Raw genomic sequence first — 26,675 nt, 5'->3', positions numbered from 1 at the left:
CCCGCGGAAGACGCCGGAAGGCGTTTCCCGCGGGCCACCAGGGCCACGCACGAACGTCATCCCGTCCTGCGCCGGTCCACGAACGTGCGCAACTTGCCGCTGGCCGAGGTCCGTTCGAACGCGGCCCCGTCGGTGATCTCGACCGTGCAGGTGAGGAGGTCCTCCTCCTCGACCGCGGAGCGCAGGCCCGGAACCTCCGCCAGGAAGGCGGCCCGGGCCGAGTCGGCGGACGGGGCGTAGCACTCGTCGAGCCGGACGGTGAGCCGCTCCCGCGCTGCCTCCGAGGTGAGGACGATCTGGAGTTCGCCGCGGTAGCCGAGGTGCCTCTCGGCGGCGTCGACGAAGCGCCGGTAGTGGTAGGAGTTCGTGCCGATGCGTGCCACATCGCCGTGTCGGCCGAGGAGTTCGATCCGCGGGGCACGGCTGCCGCAGGGGCACACACCGCTCAGTGCCCGGCCGATGTCGCCGATCTGGTAGCGCTCGAGCCGCTGCCCGGACCGGGCCCGGCTGGTGAAGACCAGTCGCCCGGGTTCCCCGTCCCGTACCGGCCGGTCCTCCTCCGGGTCGAGGATCTCCAGGGTGTGCAGGTCGGTCAGCACATGATGGACGGAGCCTTCGGCGTGCTCGCACTGGTACGCCAGCGGCCCGAGATCGGTGCTGCCGTACGCGGCCGACCGGATCACCTCGACGCCGAAGTCCTCGGTGAGGACGCGGCGTTGCTCGGCGGTGAAGTGCTCACCGCCGTAGTACACCTTCCGGACTCCCCCGTAGGCGCGCAGCGTCTCCCCCTGGGCGTGGAAGAGCTGCCAGAGGTAGGAGGGCATGCCCAAGAGGGTGTCGGCCCGGTAGGTCACCAGGGCTTCGGCGACGGCGGCGAGGTCGGTGCCCGCTGACAGCGGGATCTGGGTGGCGTTCAGCCGCTCCAGTATGGAGAAGAAGCTGATGAAGCTGCCGTACAGGCTGCCGCTGTAGAAGAGGTTGGCGGCGCGGTCGCGGGCCGGGTCGAACCCGGAGTCGAGCAGGCCGTTCGCGGCGGCGCGCATCTGCGTGTCGTAGTCGGCGTTGGTGAAGACGGAGAGGGCGGGCGCGCCTGTGCTGCCGCCGCTGCGGAAGTACAGGTGGGCGTGTTCGGGTGCCAGGCTCTTCAACTGCTCCTGGACGCCTGCCTTGTCGAGCAGCCCTCCGGTGGGCGGGGCCGGCTGTACGGCCGGAGCCACGAGGTCGTCGAGGCAGGAGGTGGCGGTGAAGCGCTCGTCGGCCTGCACGGCGACCCGCCTGCTGTACCGCTGCAACGCGTAGACGCCGTCGTGGGGTTCGCCGTCGTATGCGTCGAGCATGGCGCCCACCGGGGTCACTCGCGTGACACCCGCGGTGACGACGGAGCAGGTCAGTTCCGCCACGTCCGCCCGGGTGCCGGCGATCGCCGCGGTCTGTAGGTAGCGCCGCATGGGCCGCAGGGTGGCCGTCACGTCGCGGCGTGGCAGCGGCTTGACCCAGACACTGCGGTGGAGCGGAGAGGCGGTCATCGCGGGACGGGTGTCGGCGAGGACGCGCCAGGAGCCGTCGTCGGCGGCCACGACCCGGGTCAGGCCGAGGTGTTGTTCGAGCCGGGCGACGAGTTCGGTGTTGGTGACCTCGGCGTGCTCGGCGACGTCGAGTTCGGGGAGAGGCAACTTGCCGGAGACCTGGGCCAGTTGGGCCGCGAAGCTGTCCGCGAAGGCGAAGACCTCCTCCGGGTCGTCGGTGTCGAGGTAGACAACCTGAGGGCTGGAACAGGCCTGCTGGTCGAGGCGGCAGACGTCCGCGGCGAGTTCGGACTGGACGAAGGGGTCGCTCCAGGCGTCGCGGGTCAGATACGCGAAGGAGATCTTGTGGCCCCACTCGACCAGGCGGCAGCCCGGCGGCGTGAGCTCGGCGATGCCGGCCACGGCGTCCTCGCCGCCCCAGACGGCGACCGCGTCGGCCGCGGCGCACAGGCGCTCCAGCCATTCGCGGCGGCTGGAGGGGAAGCTCAATGCGATGACACGGCGGGCGAGGATGCCGGTCTCGTCGGCGGCGCCGAGTTCGTCCAGCAGAAGCGGTGCGAGCGGCGTGTCGGAGCTGCTCGTCTTCAGCACGTTGAGGTTGCCGGTCAGCAGTCCCTCGACGACGCTCAGCGGAGCCACGCCCGCCGCGTTGCCCGGTGCGATGTGCACGACGAGGCCGAGCGGTGCCCACGCCTCGTAGACGGTCTCCCGCGCATCGGGCCGGGTGAGCCGCTCCGGGCGGAGTCCGCCGAGTTCGCGGCGGAGCTTGCGCTCCAGCGCCTGGCGGCTGAGGGCCCCGGCCAGCTCGGCGAGCAGGGAAGCCGCCTCCTCCGGTTCCGTACCGCCCTCGATGAGACAGTCCGTCAGCCGGGCGTGAGCCGGGTCGCCGGGGGTGCGCAGCGCCTCGGAGAGCCGATCGCAGGCGCACAGCACGACGTCGGTGGGCAGCTGCTCCGCCATCGTGCGCTCGGTGAGGGCGGGCAGGCCTGCGAGGAGCTCGCTGACCTCCGCGTCGTCGACGAACGCGCCCTGCCACAGGTGGAGTCCGCTTGTCGCCCCGGAGGTCGGTGCGCTGGTCATGACATTCCCTTCAGAAGTTCGGCGGCGGCCACCGCACAGCTGCGGTTGCGGCTCACTCCGGCCCGGCCGTGGACGGTGAACCACGGGGTCGGCTGCGCGCAGCCGCATTCCTCGCCGGGGTGCAGCGAGGCGAGGTCCCCCATGAGCACGCTCTGCGCAGGGACCGAGGTGATGTACGGGGAGACGAGGTGGAGGTAGCCGCGCTCACCGTGGGGAAGCGGCTCAAGGGTGGCGGTGTCGCGTACGGCGGCACGGGACCACACCGGGACGTGCAGCCGGTGCCGTTCGCACTCGACGTAGGGCACGCAGTGCTCCACGGACCCGAAGGTGTCGCGGATCCGCTCGGAGGGGATGCCCAGCTGCTCGGTGACCTCCGAACGGAAGGCGTCCTTGCCGATCTGACGGTCGGCGTGGCCCTTCCAGCCGCCGCCGAGCACGACGAGCGAGCCGGGTGGCAACTGCACCGGAGGCACCCCCAGGGAACGCATCCGCTCCAGGGTGAAGTGGAGGAACGCCGGGAAGCCGAAGATCCGCACCGGCAGACCTTCGCCGGCGTACCGCTGGAGCGCCTCGATACACCCGCGCACGTCGAACTCGTGTCCCGTACCGGTGTGGCGCAGCGCGTGAGTGGTGTGCTGCGCGGGCGCGAAGTCGCACAGGTAGTTGTCGGTGAAGGACGTGCCGAGCTTCAGCTGCGGTGCGGGCTCGTAGCTGTAGAGCAGGTAGTTGACGGGCTGGTCCGGGGTTATCCACCCGTAGTGGTCGAAGACGCGGGCCACCATGCGCTGGGCGGAGCGGATGGTCCACTCGTCGAAGAACATCTGCGATTTCTGACCGGTGGTGCCGGAGGAAGTGAGGTGGAGAAAGACCTCGTCCCGGGGGATGGAGAGCACCTCGTGGCGCTTGAAGAAGTTGGCGTGCACCAGCGGGGCGCGGACGTCCGGGCCCACGCCGGGGGACGGCGTCCCGGGCTCGTCGGTGAGCAACGACTTGAAGAACGGGGAGCGTCGGGCATGCCAGGAGTTGCTCTCGGCCATCGCGGCGGCGAAGAGGGCATCGCTCTCCGGGCCCTGCTCGTAGGGTGCCGCGAGGTCGCACAGTTGCTGGACGTGCGGCAGCGCCGCCGGATCGGGGACCTCGACGGGAAGCAGATGGGGATTCATGAGACAACCTCGTGAAGTGGAAGGTACATCGCGGTCCAGGCCCTCAGATACGCGCTCAGATACGGCTGCACCAGCGAACTGACGGCGGTGGCGCGGAAGTCGATCTGGCGGTTGGTCCGGGAGAGCACGACGTAGTCGTGGAAGCGGTCGCCGAGGCGGCGCATGGCCGGATAGATCGCGCTGGGAACGAATCCCGCGGCCAGGAAGGCGCTGAGCCCCGCGGTGTCGGAGAGCGGGAGCAGCGTCTCGACGTAGTCCACGCCGGTACGGGTGACCGCGGTCATCAGTGGTTCCAGGGCGTGCGCCATGGCCGCGGGGTAGGGGTGCACCGCGATGAGTGAGCAGCTTCCGGTGGCCGGGTCCAGATCCGCGTACGCCTCGAACTCACCGTTCTCCGGGGTGAGGATCGTGTTCGGGGAATGCAGCGGGAAGAAGCGACCCGCCGGGTCGGGGAACCGTTCGAGGAAGCGGCGGCCCACGAAGTGGCGGGCGGTGACGGTCTCCATGGCTGTGGTGGCGGGTACGACCGGTCCGGAGAGCAGGCCGGTGCCCGGCGCCTCGATGGGGCGGACGCTCGCGTAGCCGATGCCCGAGGTCTCCTCCACGGCGGTGAGGAGCGGAGCCAGCGGGGCGGGCACGCTCGGTACCTGCTCGCGGTTGTTCAGTACGTCGTCGGCGTAGCGGGCGAAGAGGGCGAGGCTTTCGCAGCCCGCCACTTCGACGGCGTTGGGCATCAACCCCAGGGGGCGGAAACCGTTGCGCACCACGATGTGCTGGGGGCCTTCGGTCACCACCCGCACCGTCGAGTAGATCGAGTCGAGGGAACCGGTGGCCAGTGCGGCGCCGCAGACCGCGCCGGTCAGCCGGCCGGCCAGTCCCCCCTCGCGGTGGACGGGGTGGACGGCGAGTCCGACGAGCTTGCCGATCCGGCTCCCGGGATCGGCCTGTACGACCACGGAGCCGGCCAGTTCCCCGGCGCCGGGCTTGCGTGCGACGAGCCAGTGGGTGTGCGGATCGGTGATGAGCCGCCGCATCTCCGCGGGGTCGCTGCCGAGCGGCACCGGGTATCCGTGGCCGTAGACCTCGAAGTACAACTGCCGCAGTTCCGCGACGTCCTGGAGGACGGCGGGAGTGATCGTGACGGTCATCGTGCTCCTCCTTCAGCGGTGGCGGTGGCGGTCGCGGTCGCGGCGGCGGTGGGAGTCGGGACTGAGGTGGGCGCAGCGGCGGAGGTGTCCGGCGCGGTCGTGTGCCCGGCGCCGGTTGCCGTCGCCCCGAGGCCGGGTGAGTACGTCCGTTCGTCGGCGGCGTTCCCACGGGCGCCCGTCCACCACAGGAGGAGGGCCACTGGCACCAGGCCCGTCGCCTGGACCAGGCAGAGGGTCTGCGGTGAGACCTGGTCGCCCAGGACTCCGAACAGGAGGGAGGCGAGCGGGAAGGTGGCTCCGAGCAGCGACTGCATGACCGCGAAGAACCCCGGCTTGTCGGCAGGCGGTACGAGCCGCTGGAAGAGGGCCACGAACCGCACGCCGACGGCGCCCACGCACCACCCCGCGACGACCATGGCCACCGCGTAGGCGGTCCGGTCCGCGAGCAGGCCCGGAAGGGCGAACGAGGCCGCCATGAGTCCCAGGCAGACGGCGCCGGCCATGGTCGGGCGGCCCCGCAGTCTGCCGCCGGTGAACGACCCGGCGAGGGTGCCGACGCCGAGCGCCGCTTCCAGGAGCGCCACGGTGGAACCGTCGGCACGCAGCACGGAGGCGGTGTAGAGCGGCATCACCACGAAGACGGCCGTGGTGAAGACGTTCGCCGCGGCGAAACTGAGCAACACGCGCCGGATGAACGGCAGTTCGGCGAGGATCTGCCGCAGCGTACGACGCGGGGCGGCGGATGGTCCGCTGCCTGGCGCCGGTTCCTCGGCGGACCGTGCGGCCGCTCCTCCGCCTCGCGTCCCCTCCACTCCCGTGCTGCTCCCGGCTGCCGTCCCCCCGACTGCCGTCCCGCGGGGCGCCGCTCCGGGGAAGCGTGTGACGCAGATCAGCCCGGCGGCCAGCAGGTACGCGCCGGCGCATCCGGCGACGATGCCCGGCAGCCCCCAGGCGTCGACCACGAGCGGGCCCAGGAGGCCGCCGGCCAGCCCGGCGAGGGATTGCGTGGACAGCTCGAAGCCGGTCGCCGCCTCGATGTCGGCGTCGTCGACGAGTTGGGGCACCGACGTGGTCAGACAGGGGTCGAACAGGGCCTGGCAGCCCGACAGGAGCAGGGCCGCGCCGTAGGCGACGCCCGTCGGCAACGGAGCCGTGAACGCCCACGCCGCGGTGCACGTGGCGACCAGTCCGGCCCCGGCGGCCGCTGCGGCCATCACGGACCGGTACGGGTTGCGGGCGATGACAGCCGCGACCACGGGAGCCAGGGCGACCGCGGGGAGCGTGCTCACGGCGAGGAACGCGCCGGAGGCAAGACCCGGATCCGACCCGGCGGCGTACTGGACGAGCCACCAGACGATGCCGACCTGGAACATCCGGGCCGAGGCCTGGGTGAGGACCTGGGCGATCCATACGGCGCCGAAGGCGGGGTTGCGCAGGACGACGGGCAGTCTCCCGCGAGGCCCCTTCGCCGCGCTCATGCGTGCGGACGTTCGTCGATGGCGCGGATCAGCTTCCCGGAGCGGGAGTTGACGGCGAGGTCGGCATGCCGCACCCACTCCACGGCCATCGGGTGGACGTGCCGGGCGGCGACCGCCGCGGCGTACATCGGGCGGGCCGCCCGGAACGCCTTGTCCACGGCCGCGGTGAGTTCGGGCAGGTCCTCGTCCCGCAGGTCGGAGCCGAGTCGCAGCACCAGCCCGTCGCGGTCCTCCCAGCGGCGGACCACCAGTTGCAGACCGGTGATGCGGCCGGCGGGATCGGCTGATCGCACCAGGTCGTGCACGTCCTGGGTGTGCAGCGCCACCGGGCCCACGCGGAGCCCCTCCTCGGCGCGCCCGAGAATGCGGAAGTGCCCGGCCGCGGTGTCCGTCCACTCGGCGCGGTCACCGACGGGGTAGCGCAGGACAGGCATCAGGCGCCGGCGCAGGTCCGTGACGACGACGCGGCCGGGGACACCGGCACGGGTGACGGGTTCTCCGCTGTGCTCGTCGAGGATCTCCACCACGGTGTGCGGAGTGAAGGCGCGGTGCAGCCGCGGGTCGCCGCCCGGCACGGCAGCGCCCACGAGTCCGGCGTCCACCGCGGCGTAACCGACGGAGGCCACACGGGCGTTGGGGAAGGCCGTCGCCAACAGGCGCTGCTGGTCGCTGAAGATGCTCTCGCCGCCGAAGAACAGGGTGGTCACGTGCGGCAGTCGGCGGCTGCCGGCCCGCAGATGCTCGGCGAGCGAGCAGAGAGTGGTCGGGGTCCCGGCGATCACCTCGACGTCGAACTGCTCGAGTGTGCCCACGGTCGAGTCCAGGGGCGCGGCGCCGCCGATCGGAAGGCGGACGTTGGCGACAGGGGCCCGGTGCAGTGCGTCCAGGATGAAGGTGAAGCTGGCGTAGAGATCGCCCGTGTAGAAGAGGTCGGCGACCCGCTGACCGGGCCGCAGCCCGGCCTCGACCAGCCCGGCGCCGAAAGCCGTGGTGAATTCGTTCCATTCATCCCGGGTGTAGAAGGAGAACTTCGGCGCACCGGTGGTCCCGCCACTCTTGAAAACCACTGCCTCGTCGAGCGGGCCGGTCAGCAGTGTGTTTCCGCGGGGGTTGTTGGCCTGCCAGAACTCGGTCTGAGGTATGACCGGCAGTTCGGTCAGCTCCTTCACGCGGTCGGGCAGACCGGAGTAGAGCGACGCGTAAAAGGACGAATTGCGGCGGACGAAGCGTACGAGCTCCGCGAGTGATTGAACGGGCATAGTCTCCTGCTTTGCGGCATGCGAAGGAGAACGGCGTCCCGGAAGAGCGGACACCGTTGAGGCTTGGCGTGGTGCAGTTCAGCTGCTGGTCATGCAGTGCGGCGTTCTACGGCCTGGCCCGGAAGTTTCACGGGTGGCCGGAATTCCCCTGGAAGACCGTGTGCAGAAGCCTCGCTTCTGTTTCGGCCAACTCTGGCTTTCTTCTTACTGCTTGAGGCTTGCGCCGACACATGACATTAACACTCTTCCCACACCCCGATTACACCCTGCACCGCGCTGCGACGGTGAGTTACATCTCATGGCGGGGTAATTGTCCGGACAGCGACTGGTACCTCCCGGCTCCGAAGTGGCACAAGGCGTGGGAGGCCGTGCCGCGCGAGGAGTTCGTCCCGCCGGAGATCCGGCGACGGACGGACGCCACGGCGGGAGTCAGGTGCTTGCGCAGCAGATCGCCGGGTACGCGCCGGGTACGGAATGCCAGCCACACCGTCGACGAGCGCACACGCCGAAGGAGTAACGGTCCATGCCACAGGGCGAATCGGCCACCAGGAACCCGGACAAAGGCTATGTAGCGCTTCTCGGCTGGAGTCTCAATGCGGTGGAGGCCCTCGACCGGTTCGACCGGCGATACGTCGTCGTGGCGCCGGAGTGGGCCGAGGAGTACTGCGTCGACCACGACATCCCCTACGTGCCATGGAATTTCGAGCGGCTCAACGACCGCTCCATGGAGATCGCCGAGACACTTCAGAACGAGGGTGTCGACGTCGCGATCCCGCTGTTCGAGGAAACGGTCGAATGGGCAGGGGCGATCAACTCAGTTCTGCTGGACAACCCGCGTCTGTACGGTCAGGCCATGCTGTTGCGGGACAAGGCGCTGATGAAGCGCCGCGCCCAACTCGGCGGAATCCGGGTCGGAATCTTCGAGGAAGCCCACGACCGGGACGACGTGATCCGCTTCCTCAAGCGCGTCAATCAGACCCTTCTCAAGCTGGACGGTGACCCGAACGACCCGATCCATCTCAAGGCGTTCGACAAGGCAGGATGCCTCGGGCACCGCGTCATCCGTACCCCGGACGAGGTCGACATGATTCCGGAAGAGGAGTTCCCGGTTCTCATGGAATCCCACCTCGACGGCTGGGAGTTCGCGGTCGAGGCATGGGTGCACAAGGGGAAGATCAAGTTCCTCAACATCTCCGAGTACGTCACGCTGGGATACTCGGTGTTCGCGCCGGCGACCCCTGAACTGGAGCGGTACCGCCCGCAGATCACGGCGCAGATCGAGAAGCTCATCAAGACGTTCGACATCGAGTTCGGCTTCGTGCACCCGGAGTACTTCGTCACCAGTGACGGCGAGATGCACTTCGGCGAGGTCGCCTACCGGCCGCCGGGCTTCAAGGTGTTCGAGCTGCTGGAGCGGGCATACGGGTTCAACGCCTACCATGGCCTGGTGCTGGCCTTCGACCCGAAGACGACCGAGGAAGAGATCGACGCCTTCTTCCCGCGCGAGGTCGTCGACGCGTCCGGGGTCGCCGGCTGCTTCGGTGTCTACCCGCGCCGCCGCGTCGTCAGCGGCCTGGAGATCCCGGAGGAGACCGAGGACGACGACTACTACGAGTCGCACGACCTCTCGACGCCGCTCGAGGAGACTGTCACCAAGAGGACCGCGTTCGGCACCCACTGGGGCCTGGTGTACTTCTTCGGTGATGACCCCTACCGGATGCGCGACCTGTTGAAGAAGCAGGAAGAGCTCGACTTCTACGTCTGATCGACCCCGTGGACGCAGGAGACCAACCCCAGGGAAACCCTTTGAAACCGACCGTCGACGCCAGCGGTGAGGCCACGACGCTGGACAAGCGCGTGACCTCACTCGACGACGCCATCCAGGCCATGGCCGAGACCCGCGACTTCGGCAAGCACACGAAACTGCGGCGGGTCCTGGAAGCATTGCGGCGGGTGCTCACCCAGCCGGGCGGCGCCGCGGCGGTGCAGGCCAGGGCTCAGGCCCTTGAGGAAGCCGGGCTCTTCCGGGAGACGGACTGGGCGTCACCGGAGATCCTCATCCCGTCGCTGGTCAGCCCGGGCCTGCACAGCGGCGACGCGGACACCGTGGTCATGGAGGCGGCCAGCGAGCTGCGGATGCTCGCCGTCGCCCGCGGCGACTTCGCACACCCGACGCTGCCGGCCGAGGACGCCCGCCAGTTCCTGTCCCAGGTACTGGCGACGAACCTGGAGCTGCTGTTCACCCCGCCCAGCGAGGCGGAGCGCACCCAGCAGGGCCGGACCGCACAGCTCATCCGGGACCTGTTCCGCCACCTCGCCGACGAGATCGGTTACGACAGCGTCCTGGACAACCTGGTCGACGAGATCTGGCGGATCCTGCGCCAGCGGCCGATCCAGGTCGAGGCGGTGCAGTCCTTGATCACCCGGATCGCGGTCTACCGCGACGACCCGGACGTCGCTCTCGGCCCGTCGTCAGGGCAGGGCATCGACCGGCTCATCACGAGCCTGTTCGGGACCACCGAGGCGTGCCGCGAGGACCCGGGCATCGACGTCTTCCGCTCCCGGCTCGAGTCGATGGACGCCGGCGGCCTGCAGTACGAGGCGACGGGGTTCGCGCGTGCCATGCACGACACCGGCCTGGTGTCGCCGTACCACGCGGAGCTGCTCCGGTTCCTCCTGCGGGAGAGCGACTACCTCGTCGGTGAGGCGCTCGGGCTGTCCGACACCGGCCGGAACTGCCTGCTGCGCTACAGCCAACTGGTGCACCGGCTGATCGAGGTGGCCGTGCACCCGCAGACCGCGCAATGCATCTACGGGCTGGCGCTGCTGCTCGACCGCGGCATCCTCTACGAGCCGCCGGTGGTGCCCGCGTTGTGGCGCCAGCTGGCGCTCGATCTCTCCCCGGCCGCGCGGGAGCGGCTGACGACGGTTTTCGGCGAGGTGCCGGGGCCGCAGGCGCGGCTGGTCGCGGGGGTGCTCTCGATGCTGGGCCAGCCGCTCGGCGTCGGTCAGGGCGACAACCCCACCTGCCAGTCCGCCCGCGCGCTGTCGATGTGGTCCTACAACGACCCGGACTACCTGCTGCAAATGGTGGTCTGGGCGGCCCGCGACGACGAGATCCTCATGCACTTCGAGGGTCAGCCGATCTCGTCGAAGGACAGCGCGACCGGAGTCGCGAGCACGCTGCCGATGGACCTGGACCCCGTGTCGCTGGTCGTGGTGCCCCACCTGGACCGGATCTACGCGGAGATGGGGCGGCGCTGCGCCGCGCGGCCAGGGGACCCGCACCGGTGGGTCAACCCCGAGTTCCACGGCTGGTGGGCGGCCCGTGGGTTCCACATCAACGTCGACGTCGCGACCGGGAACCTGGTCGATCTCGACGGGTTCCTGCGGCAGTTCCACGCCGGCTACCACCCGTCCTACAACGGCGAGCAGCCGCTGATCCATCCGCAGCCGGCCGGCGTCGCCGTCACCGACAGCGCGGCCCGCTACGTCGGCTGGCACGCGATCACGATCCTGCGGGCCGCGCCGGACCCGCAGGGCGTGATGCGGGTGTATTTCTTCAACCCGAACAACGACAGCGGCCAGGACTGGGGCGACGGCGTCATCGTCTCCACCGCGGGAAACGGCGAGCGGTTCGGCGAGGCCTCACTGCCGTTCGACCAGTTCGCCTCGCGGCTCTACATCTTCCACGCCGACCCGCTCGAGCGCGGCGAACCGGAGCGGGTGCCCGCCGAGGACGTCGCCCGGATCATCGGCTACATCGAGCGCAGCTGGGGCAACGACCGGCTGCCTGCGGGGACGTTGCAAGCCCTCGAAGGGCCCACGAGCCTGTGAGCCTGTGAGCCGCAGCATCCCGGACGGGCGTCCCGCGTGAGGCCCTGACAGCCTCCCCTGAGCCGCGACACCCGTGGCGGTTTCGGCCTTCGGTCTCGACGTTCCTTCCGGCCTGCCGGCTCGTGGTTCGGGGCCGTCCCGGCCGGCATGTGTCCCGGCAGGGTGCCGATTGTCCGCATACCGTCACAGTCGGACCGTCCATGAGGTTTCTGGTGAGTGGCGCGGACTCGCCCGATTATATTGAAGCGTCAACGACCGACAGGTGAAGCGGCGATCACCCGGCCGGAAGCAGGTACGTCACGAACTGCACCGGCAAGAACGGCAGTTCCTCCGGACGCCTGCGAACACGTGCCGAAAAGGCTCATCGGTCAGCTCAGAAAAACATTCACCAGCTTTTCCGGAGAACGACGTTCGGCTCCCGAGGGAGAAACGTCACCGGAGAGTGACTCAGCAGACTGGAGAAACAAGTGAACAAGAAGCTCATAATCGCGGGTATCGCAGCCACTTCAGCGATCACTTCGTTCGGCCTCGTGGGTACGGCCCAGGCCGAGTCCGTTACGACGCTGCGAGAGGGCCAGTTCCTGGCGCAGATCAGTGACACCCGGACCGAGGGCCACGTGATGTTCGGCACCGACGGCCTTTCCGTGGTCACCGACTCCAGCACCAGCCAGTCCAAGGCCGCCGAATACTGGAAGTCCGAGATGACGCTCGCCGACGCCGGTGAGCCGGCTCTCGACTGGCGCGGCACGGACGCCAAGCCCGGCAAGCAGCTCCTGGTCGACATGGACGACGATGAGTCCACGTCGATGTACAACAACCAGGGCTACAAAGGCGCGGACGCCATCCTCGTCGGCGAGGACGTCTACACCCTCGACGGCAAGCCCGACTGGTGGGTCCCGGCCTCCGCAACGCAGGCCGTGAAGGACGCCGCCCCCTCGCACCAGGGGGGCTCCGGTTCGGAGAACCACGGCACGCTGGACGGCTGGCGTGCAGCCTTCCCCGACGCGAAGGTCGTCGCCGCCGGTTTCTCGCTCGGCTCCGGCATGCGCGGCTCGGGCGTCATCAGCAAGGTGACGGTCGGAGACCAGACGTACAAGTTCACCGGCAAGGACGAGGTCGTCACCCCGCCGGCCGACACGCACGAGGCGTTCAAGGTCACGAAGATCGTTTTCGATCCCTCCGGCAGTGACGCCAAGAACCCCAACGGTGAGTACGTCCAGGTGAAGAACCGTTCCGCGGCCGCGGTCGGCCTCAAGGACTACAAGCTCGTTGACGCGGGCGGGACTTCGTACAGCTTCCCGGACGTGTCACTGGGCGCCGGGAACACCGTGACGGTCAGGATGGGCAAGGGCACGAACAGTGCCTCCACCCTCTTCCGTGGCAGGAGCAACATCCTCAACAACGACGGCGACGCGATCCTGCTGCAGCGCGGGAACGGCACCGTGAGCGATGCCTGCGCCTACACCAAGACCGTGAAGGTCTCCAAGACCTGCTAGTCGAGCAGCAGCGGTGTGGTCCAGGTGGGGCTTGTACGGATCACCTGGACCCGCCCCTCAACTACGGCGCCGCCCGGTGCACATGAGGACGGAACAGACGGTGGCCCGCGGAAGACGCCGGAAAGGCGCTTCCGCGGGCCACCGAAGCCGCGCAGCGTCGAAGGCCGGTCGACCGGCCCCCTTCCTAGATGTCGAAGAAGTGATGCGCCCGTTCCATGACCTGCGAACGTACGGGAGACCAACAGCCTGACCTGCGCGTTGGCTGTTGACCTCTGTCGTCGTCTGTCACCGTTGGGCTCCCTCGCACGGCCCCACGACGGCCCGAACCCCGGCCTGCCGGCCTCGCGTTGCGAACTATTGGGCACGACGCTTGCTGAGTTCACGTCAGCCGGTCGGCTGGCTGTCCGGAGGCATCGCCGTCCGGCTGCGGTCACCGTGGTTGCCGTACTTCGCCGCCGTACTGCAATCGGAGATAATCAGCTCATGGATGCTGGGTTGGCGGCTGTGCTTGGTGCCCTGGCAGGGGCTGCGGCCACTATCGGAGCTGCGCTTGCGACAGGCTGGTCCACTCGCGAGCAGGCTCGGATCACGGCGCGGGCAGAGCATCGGCGCCAACGACACGAGCCTCGGCGCGAGACGTACCAGGGCTTTCTGCGTTCCGCGAATGCGGTCGAGCATCACTTGGCTCCGCTGGGCACCCTTTCTGGGATCAGGTTGGAGCGACGGGTCACTGAGGAGTACAGGGCAGAGCTGAGGGCCTTAGTCGACTCTCTCTACGAGCAGCGCGACGCCATCCTGCTTGCTGGTCCAGCTCTAGTAAGTGAGAGCGGTGAGTACATAGCTGTTCGTTCTAGGAACATCCAGCTCAAGCTCGATGTGTGGGCCTCGCGAAGGGCTGGCAATGATGACAGCGGCGATTCGTTCCTAGAGGAGACACCGCAAGCTATTGAAGAACTCTTGCGTCAAATCTGGCTATTTGCGAGAAGGGCCAGACAGGCTTTGGATGACGATGGAATTTCCGGGATGATCGGCTGAACTCGCGGTCGGTGTAGCGGCTTTGGACTGGGGCTGCCTTGGGGCGAGAGGTCAGGGGCTCGTAAGCTTGCCGCGACTCGGGCAGTCTCCTGACCTGCCCGCAATAGCCCGAAGTAAGTGCGGCCCACGGCCCGTTCACGGCCCAGGAGAGCTAACGAGTGCTCTGACCTGCGCCGTTTCTAGATGTCGAAGTACAACTGAGAAGAAACCCTGACCTGCACGGAGAGAGAAGTTTCAGCGGGCCGGTGCACAACGGGTGCACACACCGTTCGCCGGCCGGCGGCTGGAGCGGCAGCCCATTTTCCGACGAACCTCTGGACAAGGCCTGCCGGGTCGGCAGCGGCTGCTGGGCCGGCGTCCAGGCCCTGTTCCGTCGGCTGCCTGCGGAGCTCCCGTTCCCTGTGTCCTGAGCGAGCACACCGCCAGGGGCACAGAGACGTAGCAGGTCAGAGGCCAATTCCGTTCTGTGGGCGGGAAGATCTCCGGCTGTGTGGTGGCTATTCCTTGCGAGTGTGTTCGGTGGAGGCTACCCAGGTGACCACGTGTGCTCGGGTCTGCAGGTTCAGTCTGATCTTCACGGCTTCCAGATGGCTCGCGGCGGTACGTGGCGAGATGTGCAGACGTGCTGCGATCTGCTGGTTCGTCAGGCCCTTTGCCACAAGTTCGGCCACCTGCCACTGGCGGGAGGTGAGAACCGAATCGGGGTGGTCGCATCGGCCCGGCGGCCAGGCGTTGTGCAGGGCGTAGCGGATGGCCTCGTCAGGGCTGAGCTCCTTCCCGTCCGCCAGCGCGGCGGCGGCACGGGCCGGGGGCAGGTCCTGGCGGGCTCGCTCCGCGGTCGTCTGCACCATGTCGTTCCACCATGCGTCAGCGACCAGATGTGATTTCTCCCGGATCGTTTTCGCGGTGGAGAGCAGGCGCAGTCCGCGTTCGGGCTGGCCGTCGGTCATGGCGACGAGCGCCAGGCCTTCCAGGTTGTACAGCTTGCCCTCGGCGTCAACGGACTGCATGGTGAGCGCCATCGTGAAGTACTGGGCGGCCTCTTCGAACCGCTGCCGGGTGATGGAGACGCCAGCCGCGGTGTGCAGGGTGGCGCTGAGTGCCTCCGGCGCGTTGTCGCTGTCAAGGAACGACAGCGCCTCTTCTATGTGCCCGGTCGCCTCGTCGGCCCGGCCGATCATCAGCAGCTTCCAGGCGAGGCGGTTCAGGACCATCGCGAGGAGTGTGGGCTGCTCCAGTGTGCGGAGCAGCTCCACCTGACGCTGATATATCCCGAGCGCCACGTCGTGCTCGCCCAGGCAGCTACGTACCCGGCTGAGCGCACCGAGCGCACGGACGATGAGCGTGGGGTGCTCTCGGGTCTGGGCGATGCCAAGAGCTTCCTCCGCCGGGGCGACGGCGTCCTCGTGGTGCCCGCGTCGGCAGAGTGCGTCCGACAGCATGGTGGACAGGCAGGCACGTCCTACCGAGGGGGATGGGTGGGCTGCGAGCAGCCTCTCCGCGAGCCTCTCGGCCTGGCGGGGAACGCCTCGCCTGTTCCAGCAGGACGTGAGCGCGGCGCCGAGGAGAGGTGTTCGCGGATCGCCGAGACGTTCTGCGGTGGTGACGGCGTAGTGCAGGTTGTGGCGTTCCCGGTCGAGTTGTCCGGCGAGGTCGACGGCAGGATTGCTGGTCCACAGCAACAGCCTCTCCGAGAAATCCGACATCCAGGCCAGCAGCCGCTCGTGCACTTCTTCGGACTCGTCTGCCGCGTCGAGGCATTCCCCGCCGAAGACCCGCAGTGACTCCAGCATGCGGAATCGACCCGTGGCTGCCTGGTCACTCACCAGCAGGGACTTGGCGGCCAGGGCGGTCAGCAGTGACCACACACGATTTCCGGACAGTCCGTGACCGGCGCACAGAGCCGTCGCCAACGGCTCCTCGAAACCGCCTGGGAGCACTGACATCCGGCGGAACACCTGCTGCTGCTCCGCGTCGAGCAGGTCATAGCTCCAGCTGACGGCGGACCGCAGGCTCTGGTGGCGGTGCGGAGCGGTGCGCAGACCGCCCACGAGCAGGTCGAGCCGCCGGTCGGCGTCCTCCAGCAGACGGGTGGGAGAGAGGAATGCGGTCTGCCGCGCGGCCAGTTCGATGGCGAGTGGGATGCCGTCGAGACGCATGCACACCGCCGCGACGGTTTCGGCCATCGTGTCCGTGAGGGTGAAGGACGGCTGCACCGAGCGCGCCCGGTGTACGAACAGTTGGACGGCGGCGCCAGAGCGGGCCGCGGTGCCCCTGCCGGATCCGGGTACGGGCAGGGGTGTGACGGGGAAGACGGTCTCACCGGTGATCTGCAGAGCCTCGCGGCTGGTCGCCAGCACACTGAGCCGGGGACATCGCTGCAGTAGCCGTTCGACGAGTTCCGCGCAGCTCTCGATCACATGCTCGCAGTTGTCCAGCACGAGGAGGGCGGACCGGGAGCCGCAGCCGTCCGAGACGGCATCCTCGACGGAACCGGTCGGTATGGATCCGCCAAGGACTGCCGATGCGACCGTGGGCGCGACCAGCGAGCCGTCCGACAGGGGCGCGAGGTTCACCCACCGCACGCCACCACCGTAAGAAGCGCGGATCTTCGCAAGGCATTCCAGGGCCAGCCGCGTCTTGCCCACGCCACCCGGACCGGTCAGGGTGATCAGCCGGCTCTTGGCGAGCAGCGGACGCAGGTCCACGAGCTCGCGTTCCCGCCCGACGAGTTGGTCCAGTACGGCCGGGGGATCGCCGTCCTGCTGGCGTGGCGGCGCTCCTGGGGAGGTGGCCGGTGCGTCGGCGAGCGTGGGCCGTCCGCGCGCGTCCAGTCGTTCGCCCGTCTCCGTGTTCGCCTCCGTGGGCGCCGGGCCGCCGCGGTGCTGTCCGATCGCGAAGACGCCGTGTCGAGAGTGGAACTGCCGGTGCAGCGTCATCGCCGGCATGTTGAGTGTGACGGCGAGCTGACGCCAGCTGGCCCCCCGCTGCCGGGCACGTGCCACAGCGGCTCGCAGGGCCCAGCCACTGGTCCTCTGCAGTTCGGCCAGTACCGATGCCTGTTCCTTCCCGCTCACGCCACTCGGAGATGTCCGCGCCATTACCTCCAGGCGCACCAGGTTGCTCACCAGAGTGCGGAGGGAAGCGGAAGCATCCTGCTCTTGGTTCACCACCTCAGCATGCATGTGGCCCCGAAGTACGCGGAGTTCATGGTGCATGTGTGACAAGGACGAGGATGGGGTGTGTGTGAAGTCGAGTGGCGTTTGACCCCGTTCTCTTGCGTCCCACCTCCGCCTGTGCGTGGTGCTGTCTGTCACGCGGCCTCCGTACCAGATCGGTACGCCCGCGGGCGTCCTGCCGTCACCCCCGGTGGCCCCTGCCGCCCCCGACGTCCGGTCGCGGCCGGCCACGTTGTGCGGGTGCGGATTCGCACCGCCCCTCATCGCTGCACTATCTGCCGATGCACAGTCAGTCAGCAGCCGGTGAGGATCGAAAGACAGGTGATGGGGCAGATCACTTTGGCGCGTAGTCCACACACTTCGGGCCGAAGAAAATGAGTCTGGAACCCAGAGATGACTGCGATGAGCGAGATCATTCAGATCCACGGCACAGAGGACGCACAAGCGCGGCAAGCAGGTCGAAGGCGTTCGGCGTCACCGGACTGGGGGCGGACCTCCAGTTGCCGAAGACAGCCCACCTGAAACGCCGCCACAGATTCTGTGAACCTCGATAACGACCAGGCCGGTCGCGTCGGGCGATACCCGACGCATGGGCGCGCGGGCCCACGAGCAGTGCGAGCACCGCACCTTCCACCAAAGACCGCCGGGGTCACTCACCAACTGCCAAGAGAGTTCACGGACGGCCGGCACCGGTGAGCGGTGTGGCCTGTCCACGTGAACCTTGCCCTTGAATGAGGAGCTCTGAATCCAACTCCCATGCGTGATGTGCTTATCAGCGTCCCTGCTCCCACGCCACCGCGTCGTCCGGCGCGCATCAGCGCAGGTCGCCAACCCCAGCCGACCCAAGAGCAACGTGGGCGCGGGTTGGACACCAATGCGATGGCAGTGCTCGGCGTGAGCGCGGCCGAAGAGAAGGTCTACCGGTACTTCCTCCGCAACCCGAACACCCCCGTTGAGGAGATCCATGCGGAGCTGAACCTCGACACGGAGTCAGTACCGGACTGTGTCGACAGGTTGCTGGACCTGGGCATGCTCCGCATCATCGGCGGGTGCCGCATGATCCCTACCGATCCGGACACCGCCGTCGCGCGGCTCACGGACCAGCGACTGGGAGCGCTGCACAGCGAACTCCAGCGGGTCACCGGGTGTCGGCAGGTCGCCGATTCGCTGCGTACCGAGCAGAGTTCACGGACTACCGCCTCGTGTGACGTCGAGCAGCTCACGGATCTGGCGGAGATGCGCAATCGGATAGACGACCTCTGCTTCTTCGCGAGGGAGGAAGTGCTCTCCGTCGAGCCCTACGAGGAACTGCAGCCGGAGAGCATCGAGTACGCCCGCCGCCTGGACCTGCGCTGTCTGCGCAGGGGAATCCGGCTGCACATGATCGTGCTGCGCGCCGCGCTCGATCATCCCCCAACAGCCGCCTATCTGCGCGAACTGGCGGGCCTAGGAGCACGGATCCGGGTGGTCGACGAGACCACGGAACGCATCCTGGCCTACGACCGGAACGTCGCCGTCGTGCCCGTGGATCCCGCGGAAACGTCACGGGGAGCGTTGATAGCCCACGAGAGCGGGTTGGTCTCCAGCATCGTCGCCCTCTTCTGGCGGATCTGGGAACAGGCCGAGGAACTCCCGGCCAGAGACGAGGAGTCGGCCGACGAAGCGCTGATCGCCGCGACGCTGCAGGAGGTGCTCGTGGCCATGTGTTCGGGCGACAAGGACGAGGCCGCCGCACGGAGCATCGGCGTATCGGTGCGTACGTTCCGGCGCAAAGTCGCAGCCGTGATGAAGCACCTGGGGGCTGACAACAGGGCACAGGCGGCACTGTTGGCCCGCGAGCGGGGCTGGATCTGAACCCGGGTCAGCCCATGCCCTCCGCCACAGTCGGCTCGGGTGCCAGTGAGGGTGTGGTGGTTATGCCGAAGCGTGTGCGCAGTGCGGATTGTGCGGCCAGGTAGCCGGACATGCCGTGGACGCTGGGTCCTGGTGGGGTTGCGGCGGAGCACAGGAAGAGGCCGGGTAGTGGGGTGCGGTAGGGGTCGATGCTGAGGGTGGGGCGGGCGAGGGACTGGGTCAGCGTCATGGCGCCGCAGCCGATGTCGCCGCCGACGTAGTTGGGGTTGTGGGTCTCGTAGCCGGCACCGGTGATGGAGCGGTGGGCGAGGATGGTGTCGGTGAAGCCGGGGGCGTAGTGCTCGATGCGGGAGCGCACGAGTTCTGCGGGGTCTCTGGTGTCGCCGTTGGGGACGTGGGCGTAGGTCCACACCGGGCGTTTGCCGGGGCGTGCGCGGCCGGGGTCGGTGACGGCCGGGTCGACCAGCAGCACGAAGGGTTCCTCGGTGAGTATGCCGCGGGCGGTCAGGGTCTCCTGGTGGGTCATCTGGGCGTGGGTGCCGCCCAGATGCACGGTTCCGGCTCTCCCGACGGCGGGGCTGGCCCAGGGGATGGGTTCGGTGACCAGGAAGTCGACCTTGGCGGCGGCTGGGCCGTAGCGGTATCGCTTGAGGCGGCGGGTGTAGCGCGGTGGCAGTCGGTCCTCGGCGAGGGCCAGTAGTCCTTTGACGCTGGTGTCCAGCAGGATCGTGTGGGCGCCGGTGAGTTGGTCCAGGCTGGTGATGGGGCAGGCGGTGTGGAAGGTGCCGCCGTGTGCGGTGATGTCGGCGGCCATGGCCCGGGCGATGCGGGCGCTGCCGCCGCGTGGCAGCGGCCAGCCGGTGCCGTGGGCGAGGTGGCCCAGCAGCATCGTGACGGCTGCGGAGGCGAGGCTGGGGAGTTTGCCCATGGCGTGTGCGGCGACGCCGGTGAGCAGGGCGGCTGCTTCTTCGGTGGCGAAGCGGGCGGCGCCGAGACGGCTGGCGTGCACCGGTATCCGGGTGGCCAGCGCCAGTGCTGCGGCCGGGTCGTGGGGCAGGGCGCGCTGGCCGGAGAGGATCAGGTCCACCACGCCCTGGCTGTGGTCCAGCAGCGGCTGCAGCAGTGTCCGCCAGCGTTCGCCGTCCGGGCCGAGTTCCGTGCAGGTGGCGGCCAGGTCGCGGTGGGCGAGTCCGGCCCGGCCGCCTTCCAGCGGGTGGGCGTAGGAGATTTCCGGGTGCAGGAGTTCCACGCCGCGGGTGGCGAGGTCGAACTCGCGGAAGAAGCGGGAGGCGGCGGCCATGGGATGAACGGCGGCGCAGATGTCGTGGTCGACGTCCCGCTCGAAGAGCGGCTGGGTGCGCAGTCCGCCGCCGATGGTGTCGGCCGCCTCGTACAGCTCCACCTTCAAACCCGCCCGGGTCAGAGTCACCCCCGCCGCCAGCCCATTGGGCCCAGTACCCACAACCGCCACGTCGGCGGAGGTCATACGGTGCCGCCCACCGGTTCCGGGAACTGCTGGCCGGCCTGGACGTCCGAGGTGCCCTCCGCGCTCTGCGGCTGGAACGCGTCCGCATCCGGCCTGAGTTGCTGCGGCGGGTGCTCGAACGCCTCGTAGGCCGGGTGCTGTTGCTCCAGTCGCGGAATGACCGGCTCGCCCACGAGCCCTGACTCGGCGTGGAGCTGGGAGCCGGCGAGACGGCGGTAGAGGTCGTCCCGCTCCATCAGATCGTCGTGGACTCCGGTGGCACGGACCCTGCCGTTCTCCAGCACGACGATCTGGTCCGCGTCGATCACCGTGGAGATGCGGTGCGCGATGGCGATGACCGCACAGTGCCGGGAGATCCGGTGGAGCACTTGCCGGAAATCCCGCTCCGAGTCGGAGTCCAGATGGGAGGTGGCCTCGTCCAAAAGCATGATCGCGGGCTTCTGCAGCAGCGTGCGGGCGATGCACAGCCGCTGCCGCTGACCGCCGGAGAGCCCGCTGCCCTGATCGCCCAGATCGGTATCGAGTCCTTGCGGCAGACCTTGGACGACATCCGAGAGACCGGCCATCTCCACGGCCTCGCGGATGTCGGCCTCTGCGGCATCCGGGTTGGCGTAGGTGAGGTTCTCCCGGATGGTGCCGCGCATCGTCGCGCTGTCCTGCTGTACGTAGCCCACCAGTCCGCGGACGGTGTCCAGGGGCAGTGCTTCGATGTTCTGGCCGCCGAGAAGGATCCTGCCGCCGTCCAGCCGGTAGAAGCGCTCGATGAGCTGGAACAGGGTCGTCTTGCCCGCTCCGGACGGGCCGACGATCGCGGTCAGCCCGCGCGTCGGTACGTGGAAGGACACGCCCGCCAGCGCGTTCGCCTCCGCACCCTGCCCGTCATACCCGAACCGGACGTTGTGGAACTCGATCGCGCCCCGGTCCTGGATCAGGGATCCGACGAGGGCGGGCTGCTGGACCCGTTCCTCCTGCCCCTCCTGGGGCAGTACGGCCAGCCCGTCCACCCGCTGTACCGCGGCGCGCCCCTGTACGAACTGGCCGATGGCCATGAAGAACAGCACCAGCGGCGACACCAGGTGGAAGAGGTACATCACAAAGGCGGTCAGGTCGGCGATCGACATCGCTCCGCCGGCCACGCGGGTCATTCCGACGCCCACCACGATGGCCAGCGCCGCCTGGGTACCGACGTTCATGGACGGCATCAGCAGCGCGTTGAACGCGTTGACCCGGATTCCCGACGTACGTGCGAGGTGGGCCTGTTGGCCGATCCGCAGCAACTCCCGGTCCTCCGCACGGGAGGCCTTGACCGTGGGCAGCGCCGAGAGCACCCGCTGCACCTCGGTGCCGAACGCACCGGTGTCCTCACGGTTCTGCACGGCTACCTGCCGGAGTTTGCGGGCGAGGCCGATGGACACCAGGCTGGCCACTCCCAGACAGGCCAGCGTGATCAGCATGAGCGAGACGTCGATGGCGAACATCAGGGCGACACCGCCGATGATCGTCGCCCCGCTGATGAAGAGCTGCGCCAGGCTCTGCGAAAGTGCGATCTTCACGAGGGAGGTGTCGGTCACCGTCCGGGTGAGGATGTCGCCCTGTGGCTGCTTGTTCACCGACGTCAGTTCGGCCCGTAGCAGCCGTTCGATCAGGATCCGGCGGACGTCGAAGACGATGCTCTCCCCGGTTCGTCCGATGGCGTAGGCCTGGAGTGAGGAGAAGGCCGCGTCCGCGCAGAAGAGTACGACGAGCAGAGCGATCGGCCCGGCGAGCGACTGGTCCAGCTCGGCAGTCTCGATCAGCTTGCCGATGGCGTACGGCTGGGCGAGCGAGGCGACGACACCGAGTAGTCCCAGCAGCATGCCCGTGATCAGCAGCGCCCGGTGCCGGAGAGAGACGGTCCAGACGGATTCCGGCTTGCCGCGGGTCCCCTCCCAGGTGGTGCGGTCGGTCTTGCGGCTGTGCCGTCCGCGGCCCCGCCGACGATCGGTGTACCGCGTGGCTGTCATTGCGGGCTCCTCCCGGAGTTGACGGGTCGTGTCCCGGAGTTGGTGAATCGTGCTTCGGTGGGCCGGTGGGTTCCGCGCCGGGCTCGCCGGCCCGTCTCACCATCCCGTCAGGGGACCTCGTAGACGGCGATGTACATCGCGCCGCGCTCGTCGTATGCCGTGCCCTGCCAGTCCGACCAGCGGTGAACCAGTTCCAGCCCGGCCGCGATGGCGTAGCGGTCGACCTCCTCCGGCGGGATGAGCCGGTTGACGTCGGAGGCGATGCGGAAGCTGTTGTCCTCGAACCAGGCGTGGGACGACTGCCACAGACCCGTGTCCTTCTCGACCAACCAGGAGGTGAGCAGCCCGGTGTTGGGGTCCGGGTAAGGAGCGAAGGAGGTGAAGTGCCCGCTGTCCTGGCTCATGGCAAGGATTCCCGGGGTGTTGAAGTTCTCGATCACCAGGCGGCCGCCCGGTGCGACGCGGTGTGCGGCCCTGGCGACCGCCTGCCGCTGCTGCTCGGGGTCGAGCACCATCGAGAGGGTCCCGCACACCAAGTAGACGAGGGGATAGCTGCACTCGTCCTCGTATGTGCGCAGGTCACCGTGAACGGCCTGGACCGGAGCGCCGGCGCGTTCCACGTCGCGGCGCAGTTCCTCGAGCATCTCCGGGGAGGAGTCGACGCCGATGACAGCGCCGATGCGTTCGGCGAGCGGTATGGCGATCCGCCCGGTGCCCACGCCCAGTTCCAGGGCGGGACCGCCACCGGCCATGGATGCGAGGGCCTCGGCAGTCGCCTCCGCACCGGCGTTCTTGGGGAAGAGCTTGTCGTAGAAGTCGGCGAACCTGCGGCCGTAGCCGGGGTCGTCGACCTGCGGCGCGGCCTCGCTCTTCGTCATGCCGCGGGCTCCAATCGGTCTGCGGCGCCAGCGTGATCGGCGTCGTCGGCGTGGTCCGTGGGGTCTGGCTCGGGCAGCCGGATGAAGGGAGAGATGAAGGAGTACTGCGGGTCCTCGGAGTCGTCGTGCCCGCTGTAGAGCACCACCAGGAACTGGAAGCCCTTGAGCGAGCCCCGTCGCGGGTCGGACTCGTCGAGGTGCCGGGTGACGAAGTCGCGAAGCAGCCGGTACGCCGCGCTGTCGGTGACCTTCACGTCCTTACGGACGATCAATCGGCCCAGTTCGCCGCACACGTCGAAGATGGCCTTCTCCTGACGGCGTCCGGGGAACCAGACGGCGTGCGCCCATTTCCGTTTGTTGATCTGTGATGCGGACCGCCAGGCGGACTGCTCGCCGTCGGTGTCCAGCGTCCGGTACAGCAGGTGGTAGTCGTGCTGGGCGGGGGTCGGGGCGAAGAACCGCCAGTTGGGTATGAGCAGCCCGACCTTGTCGCCTGTCCGAAGCCGATCGAAGGTGGTGTTCGGGTGCTGGCTCAGTATCGTGATCGTCAGCCAGCTCGCGAAGCCGAGCTCCACCGCCCGCCTCATCACTTCGCTCTTGGTCCTGGGCAGCAACATCAGCGCACCTCCGGCGCATCGGGTGTTGGGCGGAGCCCGCACGTGCGGAGCCCGACGGTGAACTCCCGGATCAGCTCTGCTACCTGGGCCGCGGGCTGTTCGTTCATCACGAGCTCGTCGTGCCTGGCGTCCTCGATCAGGCACAGGTCGCCGTCGGGCGACGTGCCAACGAGCTCCCGGTGCAACCCGGCCTGGATCGGATCCCTGGCGTGCGTGGTGGCCGCGGCCACCAGCCGGAGCGGTACACCGACCTTCGGCAGCACGCCGTCGTGGTTGAGGAACTCGGTGTGGGTCGCGCGCCATTCACGAACGGTGGCCTTCCACAGCTTCCAGTCGCGGAACTGGTCCAGAATCAGCGGCCGCATGTCCTCAGGCAGCCACCGCAGCCAGGGAGGCGAGGCGAGCAGGCTGCCCAGACCGAGCCGGGCGGACTCCGGCATGAGCGCCAGAGCGGAGGTCAACACGTTGGCGCCGTCGGCCTGCATGCGCGACCGCAGCAGCTCAGCGGGGTGGCTGGGGTCCAGCAGCACAACACCGATCACCAGATCGCGCAGCGGCTCGATCGTCCGCAGCGTGAGATGGCCGCCGAGCGAGTGTCCGACGAGTACCACCGGCCTGGAGGGGCAGACCTCACGGACCAGGTCGCGCAGGTCGGCGACGGCCGCGGCAAGGGAGAAGGGCTCCCGCAGCCGGTACTCACTTCGTCCGTACCCGGCCCGGTTGTACGCCAGAACCGGGTGGTCGCGGCCGAGCATGCGGCGTAGCCAGGTCCAGTGCTCCACGGTGGAGCACAGGCCGGTCTCGCAGACCAGAACAGGCGACGAATCCGGCCCTTCGGCCTCGGTGAGCTGATAGGCGAGCACGTTGCCCGTGGACGTCTCGAAGAACGACTCGTCGCCCTGACCGCGCAGCACCCTGCGGTGTCGAAGCTGCTGGACGGTCAGCCCGCTCGCGACGACGGCGCTCAGCAGGCCGCCGGCGATGCGAGGGAGCGCGTCGTTGCGTACTGGGGGCATCGTGATCCTCGTGGTTGCGGTCATCGGCTGCCTCCGCCGGGCTTCGTGGACTCGCGGCTCTGGGTGACGTAGAGGATCGCGGGGTAGGTCGCCAGGAAGGCCCACACGAAACGGCTCAGACCCATCACCCGGGCGTTGACCACGTGGAACGAGCCGAGTCCGGCGAGCATCGCCGGGGTGAGGCGTCCCTTGGCGAGGAATACCGCGGGGAAGGCGCACTCCATGGCGAGTACCGCGTGCGCCAGCTTCCGGGATGCCTTGGGATAGCGCTTCATCAGGTCGTAGACCTTGCGGTCCCCGTAGGTCTCGGTGCGCATGATGCCCGGCAGGGCCTCGCCCGAGCGCCAGAGAGGGCTGACGATCTTCACATAGCCCGATGTCGCGTACGAGAGAGTGGCCTGGAGCGCCACGTACCACAGGCAGCTGTCGACGAGTGCCGGCTGCCGCTGGCCGAATCGGGCGATCATGGCCGCGGACTGCACGAGGAAGGAGAGCTGGTCCGATCCGTCGGTGCCGTAGTGGTGCCTCGGGTAGATGGCGACCGAGGTGAGGGCGAGGAAGCCGTTCGCGGCAGCGCGGTGGTGCCGACCGGTGCCCGGTACGAGCAGCGAGGCGCTGGCAAGTGCGCGGGCCCCGTGGATCCACCGGGTCACGTCCGGCCTGGCGATGAAGTCGAGCGACTCGCGCACCTTCGGCGGTGCCCATGAGTAATTGTCCCTGGCCAGATCCCAGTTGTTCAAACCGCCTTTCTGGCGGTCGCGTTCGGCTGCCAGTATTTCCAGGCTGCTCATGAGATATGCGGTCGCGCTGAGCTGTTCCGCGGTGGTCAGTCCGCGCTCCCGGCCTATGACCGGGGAGGAGAGTAATCTCCGTGCCGCAGAGGAGATGTTCATTTTCGCTTTTCCCTTTCCCTTCCCCGGTCATAGGAGTTATGCGCCGCCTCTCACCGGCGTGGGTAGCACGTGGTTATCGAGAGGCGGCATCGCGCGAGGCGGGTCAGCCGCCCGCGGCCTGCCCGGCGGCGTTTCCGACCGCGATGCCGGCAGCTCCCGCACCGGCGACGGCGGCTGCGCCGGCCAGCCCGGCGCCGACCGCGGCAGGGGTGGCGAGGACCGGAGACATCCGGCCGTTCCACTCGTTCTCACCGGCGTGGATCGAGACGCCGTCGAGTTCCTGGCTTGCGTTGACCTTGATGGAGATTGCAGTCACGTTCACTCCTTGAGCGACGGTTTGATTCTGCTTGGGGCGCTGATGTGGCGGCTGTCAGCCGTCAGCCTGGGCCTGGGTGACCCCGAGCCCGACGCCGGCTCCGAACGCGCCCGCGGTAACCAGGGCTCCGCCGGCAGCGGCAGCCGGGGTGGACAGGACGGGCTCGGCCGACGACAGGTCCTCCACGTTCGCGACGTCCATCGATACGGCCTCAAGCAGGTGACTGTTGTTGACCTTCTCAAGCAACATGAGTGTGTCTCCTTCTTTCTCGTGCTTTCGTGGTTTCTCGTTCGGCACCGGACTCGGGAGCCGAGTGCGCGGAAATCGCGACCTGGAATCCCGTCACCAGGATGGTGATTGGATTCCTCGGCAGCTCGCTTCCGGCATCACAAACGATTGCATGCGTCAATC

The 26,675-nt window shown here is 68.5% G+C and carries 20 protein-coding genes; 5 read left to right on the top strand and 15 right to left on the bottom strand.

Annotated features, from left to right (window positions below; all coding sequences use genetic code 11):
- Window positions 1-56: 56 nt before the first annotated feature.
- From AN215_RS18670 to AN215_RS18650, 5 genes are read right to left on the bottom strand one after another with little or no spacing between them, the layout of a single operon-like run.
- Complete coding sequence (locus AN215_RS18670; protein ID WP_070011850.1) at window positions 57-2,606, bottom strand: acyl-CoA reductase; 2,550 nt, start codon at window positions 2,604-2,606, stop codon at window positions 57-59.
- On the bottom strand, window positions 2,603-3,769 hold the full coding sequence (locus AN215_RS18665) for a LuxE/PaaK family acyltransferase (protein WP_070011849.1): 1,167 nt from the start codon (window positions 3,767-3,769) through the stop codon (window positions 2,603-2,605). Before AN215_RS18665 ends, AN215_RS18670 begins: the two co-directional genes overlap by 4 nt.
- Window positions 3,766-4,917, bottom strand: a complete 1,152-nt coding sequence (locus AN215_RS18660) for a GNAT family N-acetyltransferase (RefSeq protein WP_070011848.1) — start codon at window positions 4,915-4,917, stop codon at window positions 3,766-3,768. Before AN215_RS18660 ends, AN215_RS18665 begins: the two co-directional genes overlap by 4 nt.
- The gene (locus AN215_RS18655; RefSeq protein WP_070011847.1) at window positions 4,914-6,395 is read right to left on the bottom strand and encodes an MFS transporter; all 1,482 of its coding nucleotides are present in this window, start codon (window positions 6,393-6,395) and stop codon (window positions 4,914-4,916) included. The genes AN215_RS18660 and AN215_RS18655 overlap by 4 nt, the downstream gene beginning before the upstream one ends.
- Window positions 6,392-7,654, bottom strand: a complete 1,263-nt coding sequence (locus AN215_RS18650) for a phenylacetate--CoA ligase family protein (RefSeq protein ID WP_070011846.1) — start codon at window positions 7,652-7,654, stop codon at window positions 6,392-6,394. Before AN215_RS18650 ends, AN215_RS18655 begins: the two co-directional genes overlap by 4 nt.
- A 523-nt stretch (window positions 7,655-8,177) precedes the next feature.
- Here AN215_RS18650 and AN215_RS18645 point away from each other — a divergent pair.
- The 3 genes from AN215_RS18645 to AN215_RS28750 all read left to right on the top strand — a co-directional run bounded on the left by AN215_RS18645 (window position 8,178) and on the right by AN215_RS28750 (window position 12,987).
- Entirely contained in the window at window positions 8,178-9,419 is a 1,242-nt protein-coding gene (locus AN215_RS18645; RefSeq protein ID WP_070011845.1) for an ATP-grasp domain-containing protein, read from the top strand.
- Window positions 9,420-9,460: 41 nt separating this feature from the next.
- On the top strand, window positions 9,461-11,491 hold the full coding sequence (locus AN215_RS18640) for a hypothetical protein (protein WP_070011844.1): 2,031 nt from the start codon (window positions 9,461-9,463) through the stop codon (window positions 11,489-11,491).
- Window positions 11,492-11,958: 467 nt separating this feature from the next.
- The gene (locus AN215_RS28750) at window positions 11,959-12,987 is read left to right on the top strand and encodes a lamin tail domain-containing protein (RefSeq protein WP_079123178.1); all 1,029 of its coding nucleotides are present in this window, start codon (window positions 11,959-11,961) and stop codon (window positions 12,985-12,987) included.
- A gap of 384 nt (window positions 12,988-13,371) precedes the next feature.
- Here the strand turns inward: AN215_RS28750 and AN215_RS29620 are convergent, their stop codons facing one another.
- The gene (locus AN215_RS29620) at window positions 13,372-13,665 is read right to left on the bottom strand and encodes a hypothetical protein (protein ID WP_139140759.1); all 294 of its coding nucleotides are present in this window, start codon (window positions 13,663-13,665) and stop codon (window positions 13,372-13,374) included.
- 36 nt (window positions 13,666-13,701) lie between these two features.
- Here AN215_RS29620 and AN215_RS29615 point away from each other — a divergent pair, with 36 nt between their 5' ends.
- On the top strand, window positions 13,702-14,022 hold the full coding sequence (locus tag AN215_RS29615; RefSeq protein ID WP_139140758.1) for a hypothetical protein: 321 nt from the start codon (window positions 13,702-13,704) through the stop codon (window positions 14,020-14,022).
- Window positions 14,023-14,519: 497 nt separating this feature from the next.
- Here AN215_RS29615 and AN215_RS18630 read toward each other — a convergent pair whose 3' ends face one another.
- Window positions 14,520-17,099: an ATP-binding protein gene (locus AN215_RS18630; protein WP_070031203.1), complete on the bottom strand. Its 2,580-nt coding sequence runs from the start codon at window positions 17,097-17,099 to the stop codon at window positions 14,520-14,522.
- A gap of 981 nt (window positions 17,100-18,080) precedes the next feature.
- Between AN215_RS18630 and AN215_RS18625 the strand changes: the two genes are divergently transcribed.
- Window positions 18,081-19,055 (top strand): helix-turn-helix transcriptional regulator, encoded by a 975-nt coding sequence (locus AN215_RS18625; RefSeq protein WP_070011842.1) that lies wholly within the window; start codon window positions 18,081-18,083, stop codon window positions 19,053-19,055.
- 7 nt (window positions 19,056-19,062) lie between these two features.
- Here AN215_RS18625 and AN215_RS18620 read toward each other — a convergent pair whose 3' ends face one another.
- The 8 genes from AN215_RS18620 to AN215_RS18585 form a co-directional block, all read right to left on the bottom strand.
- Complete coding sequence (locus AN215_RS18620) at window positions 19,063-20,541, bottom strand: phytoene desaturase family protein (protein ID WP_070011841.1); 1,479 nt, start codon at window positions 20,539-20,541, stop codon at window positions 19,063-19,065.
- Window positions 20,538-22,544, bottom strand: a complete 2,007-nt coding sequence (locus tag AN215_RS18615) for an ABC transporter ATP-binding protein (RefSeq protein WP_245694543.1) — start codon at window positions 22,542-22,544, stop codon at window positions 20,538-20,540. The genes AN215_RS18620 and AN215_RS18615 overlap by 4 nt, the downstream gene beginning before the upstream one ends.
- Window positions 22,545-22,651: 107 nt before the next feature.
- A complete protein-coding gene (locus AN215_RS18610; protein ID WP_070011840.1) occupies window positions 22,652-23,422 on the bottom strand; it encodes a class I SAM-dependent methyltransferase in 771 nt (256 codons plus the stop codon).
- Window positions 23,419-24,039: a hypothetical protein gene (locus tag AN215_RS18605; protein WP_070011839.1), complete on the bottom strand. Its 621-nt coding sequence runs from the start codon at window positions 24,037-24,039 to the stop codon at window positions 23,419-23,421. Before AN215_RS18605 ends, AN215_RS18610 begins: the two co-directional genes overlap by 4 nt.
- Window positions 24,039-25,079, bottom strand: a complete 1,041-nt coding sequence (locus AN215_RS29315; protein ID WP_070011838.1) for an alpha/beta hydrolase — start codon at window positions 25,077-25,079, stop codon at window positions 24,039-24,041. The genes AN215_RS18605 and AN215_RS29315 overlap by 1 nt, the downstream gene beginning before the upstream one ends.
- Window positions 25,076-25,948, bottom strand: a complete 873-nt coding sequence (locus AN215_RS29310) for an HTTM domain-containing protein (protein WP_139140757.1) — start codon at window positions 25,946-25,948, stop codon at window positions 25,076-25,078. Before AN215_RS29310 ends, AN215_RS29315 begins: the two co-directional genes overlap by 4 nt.
- A gap of 103 nt (window positions 25,949-26,051) precedes the next feature.
- Entirely contained in the window at window positions 26,052-26,264 is a 213-nt protein-coding gene (locus AN215_RS29885; protein ID WP_070011836.1) for a hypothetical protein, read from the bottom strand.
- A 54-nt stretch (window positions 26,265-26,318) separates the two neighbouring features.
- Window positions 26,319-26,513, bottom strand: a complete 195-nt coding sequence (locus AN215_RS18585) for a hypothetical protein (protein WP_070011835.1) — start codon at window positions 26,511-26,513, stop codon at window positions 26,319-26,321.
- Window positions 26,514-26,675 lie beyond the last annotated feature (162 nt).

It is taken from the genome of Streptomyces abyssalis (assembly GCF_001751365.1).
Classification (GTDB): Bacteria; Actinomycetota; Actinomycetes; order Streptomycetales; family Streptomycetaceae; genus Streptomyces; species Streptomyces abyssalis.
The sequence above is the reverse complement of the archived record's forward strand: the minus strand, read 5'-3'. Positions and strand labels throughout refer to the sequence as shown.

Bases quoted from the DNA above. Each gene is read 5' to 3' on its own strand.
- AN215_RS18670 (WP_070011850.1), bottom strand. From the start codon at position 2,606: ATGACCAGCGCACCGACCTCCGGGGCGACAAGCGGACTCCACCTGTGG.
- AN215_RS18665 (WP_070011849.1), bottom strand. From the start codon at position 3,769: ATGAATCCCCATCTGCTTCCCGTCGAGGTCCCCGATCCGGCGGCGCTG.
- AN215_RS18660 (WP_070011848.1), bottom strand. From the start codon at position 4,917: ATGACCGTCACGATCACTCCCGCCGTCCTCCAGGACGTCGCGGAACTG.
- AN215_RS18655 (WP_070011847.1), bottom strand. From the start codon at position 6,395: ATGAGCGCGGCGAAGGGGCCTCGCGGGAGACTGCCCGTCGTCCTGCGC.
- AN215_RS18650 (WP_070011846.1), bottom strand. From the start codon at position 7,654: ATGCCCGTTCAATCACTCGCGGAGCTCGTACGCTTCGTCCGCCGCAAT.
- AN215_RS18645 (WP_070011845.1), top strand. From the start codon at position 8,178: ATGCCACAGGGCGAATCGGCCACCAGGAACCCGGACAAAGGCTATGTA.
- AN215_RS29620 (WP_139140759.1), bottom strand. From the start codon at position 13,665: ATGCTCGACCGCATTCGCGGAACGCAGAAAGCCCTGGTACGTCTCGCG.
- AN215_RS18625 (WP_070011842.1), top strand. From the start codon at position 18,081: ATGGCAGTGCTCGGCGTGAGCGCGGCCGAAGAGAAGGTCTACCGGTAC.
- AN215_RS18620 (WP_070011841.1), bottom strand. From the start codon at position 20,541: ATGACCTCCGCCGACGTGGCGGTTGTGGGTACTGGGCCCAATGGGCTG.
- AN215_RS18615 (WP_245694543.1), bottom strand. From the start codon at position 22,544: ATGACAGCCACGCGGTACACCGATCGTCGGCGGGGCCGCGGACGGCAC.
- AN215_RS18610 (WP_070011840.1), bottom strand. From the start codon at position 23,422: ATGACGAAGAGCGAGGCCGCGCCGCAGGTCGACGACCCCGGCTACGGC.
- AN215_RS18605 (WP_070011839.1), bottom strand. From the start codon at position 24,039: ATGTTGCTGCCCAGGACCAAGAGCGAAGTGATGAGGCGGGCGGTGGAG.
- AN215_RS29315 (WP_070011838.1), bottom strand. From the start codon at position 25,079: ATGACCGCAACCACGAGGATCACGATGCCCCCAGTACGCAACGACGCG.
- AN215_RS29310 (WP_139140757.1), bottom strand. From the start codon at position 25,948: ATGAACATCTCCTCTGCGGCACGGAGATTACTCTCCTCCCCGGTCATA.
- AN215_RS18585 (WP_070011835.1), bottom strand. From the start codon at position 26,513: ATGTTGCTTGAGAAGGTCAACAACAGTCACCTGCTTGAGGCCGTATCG.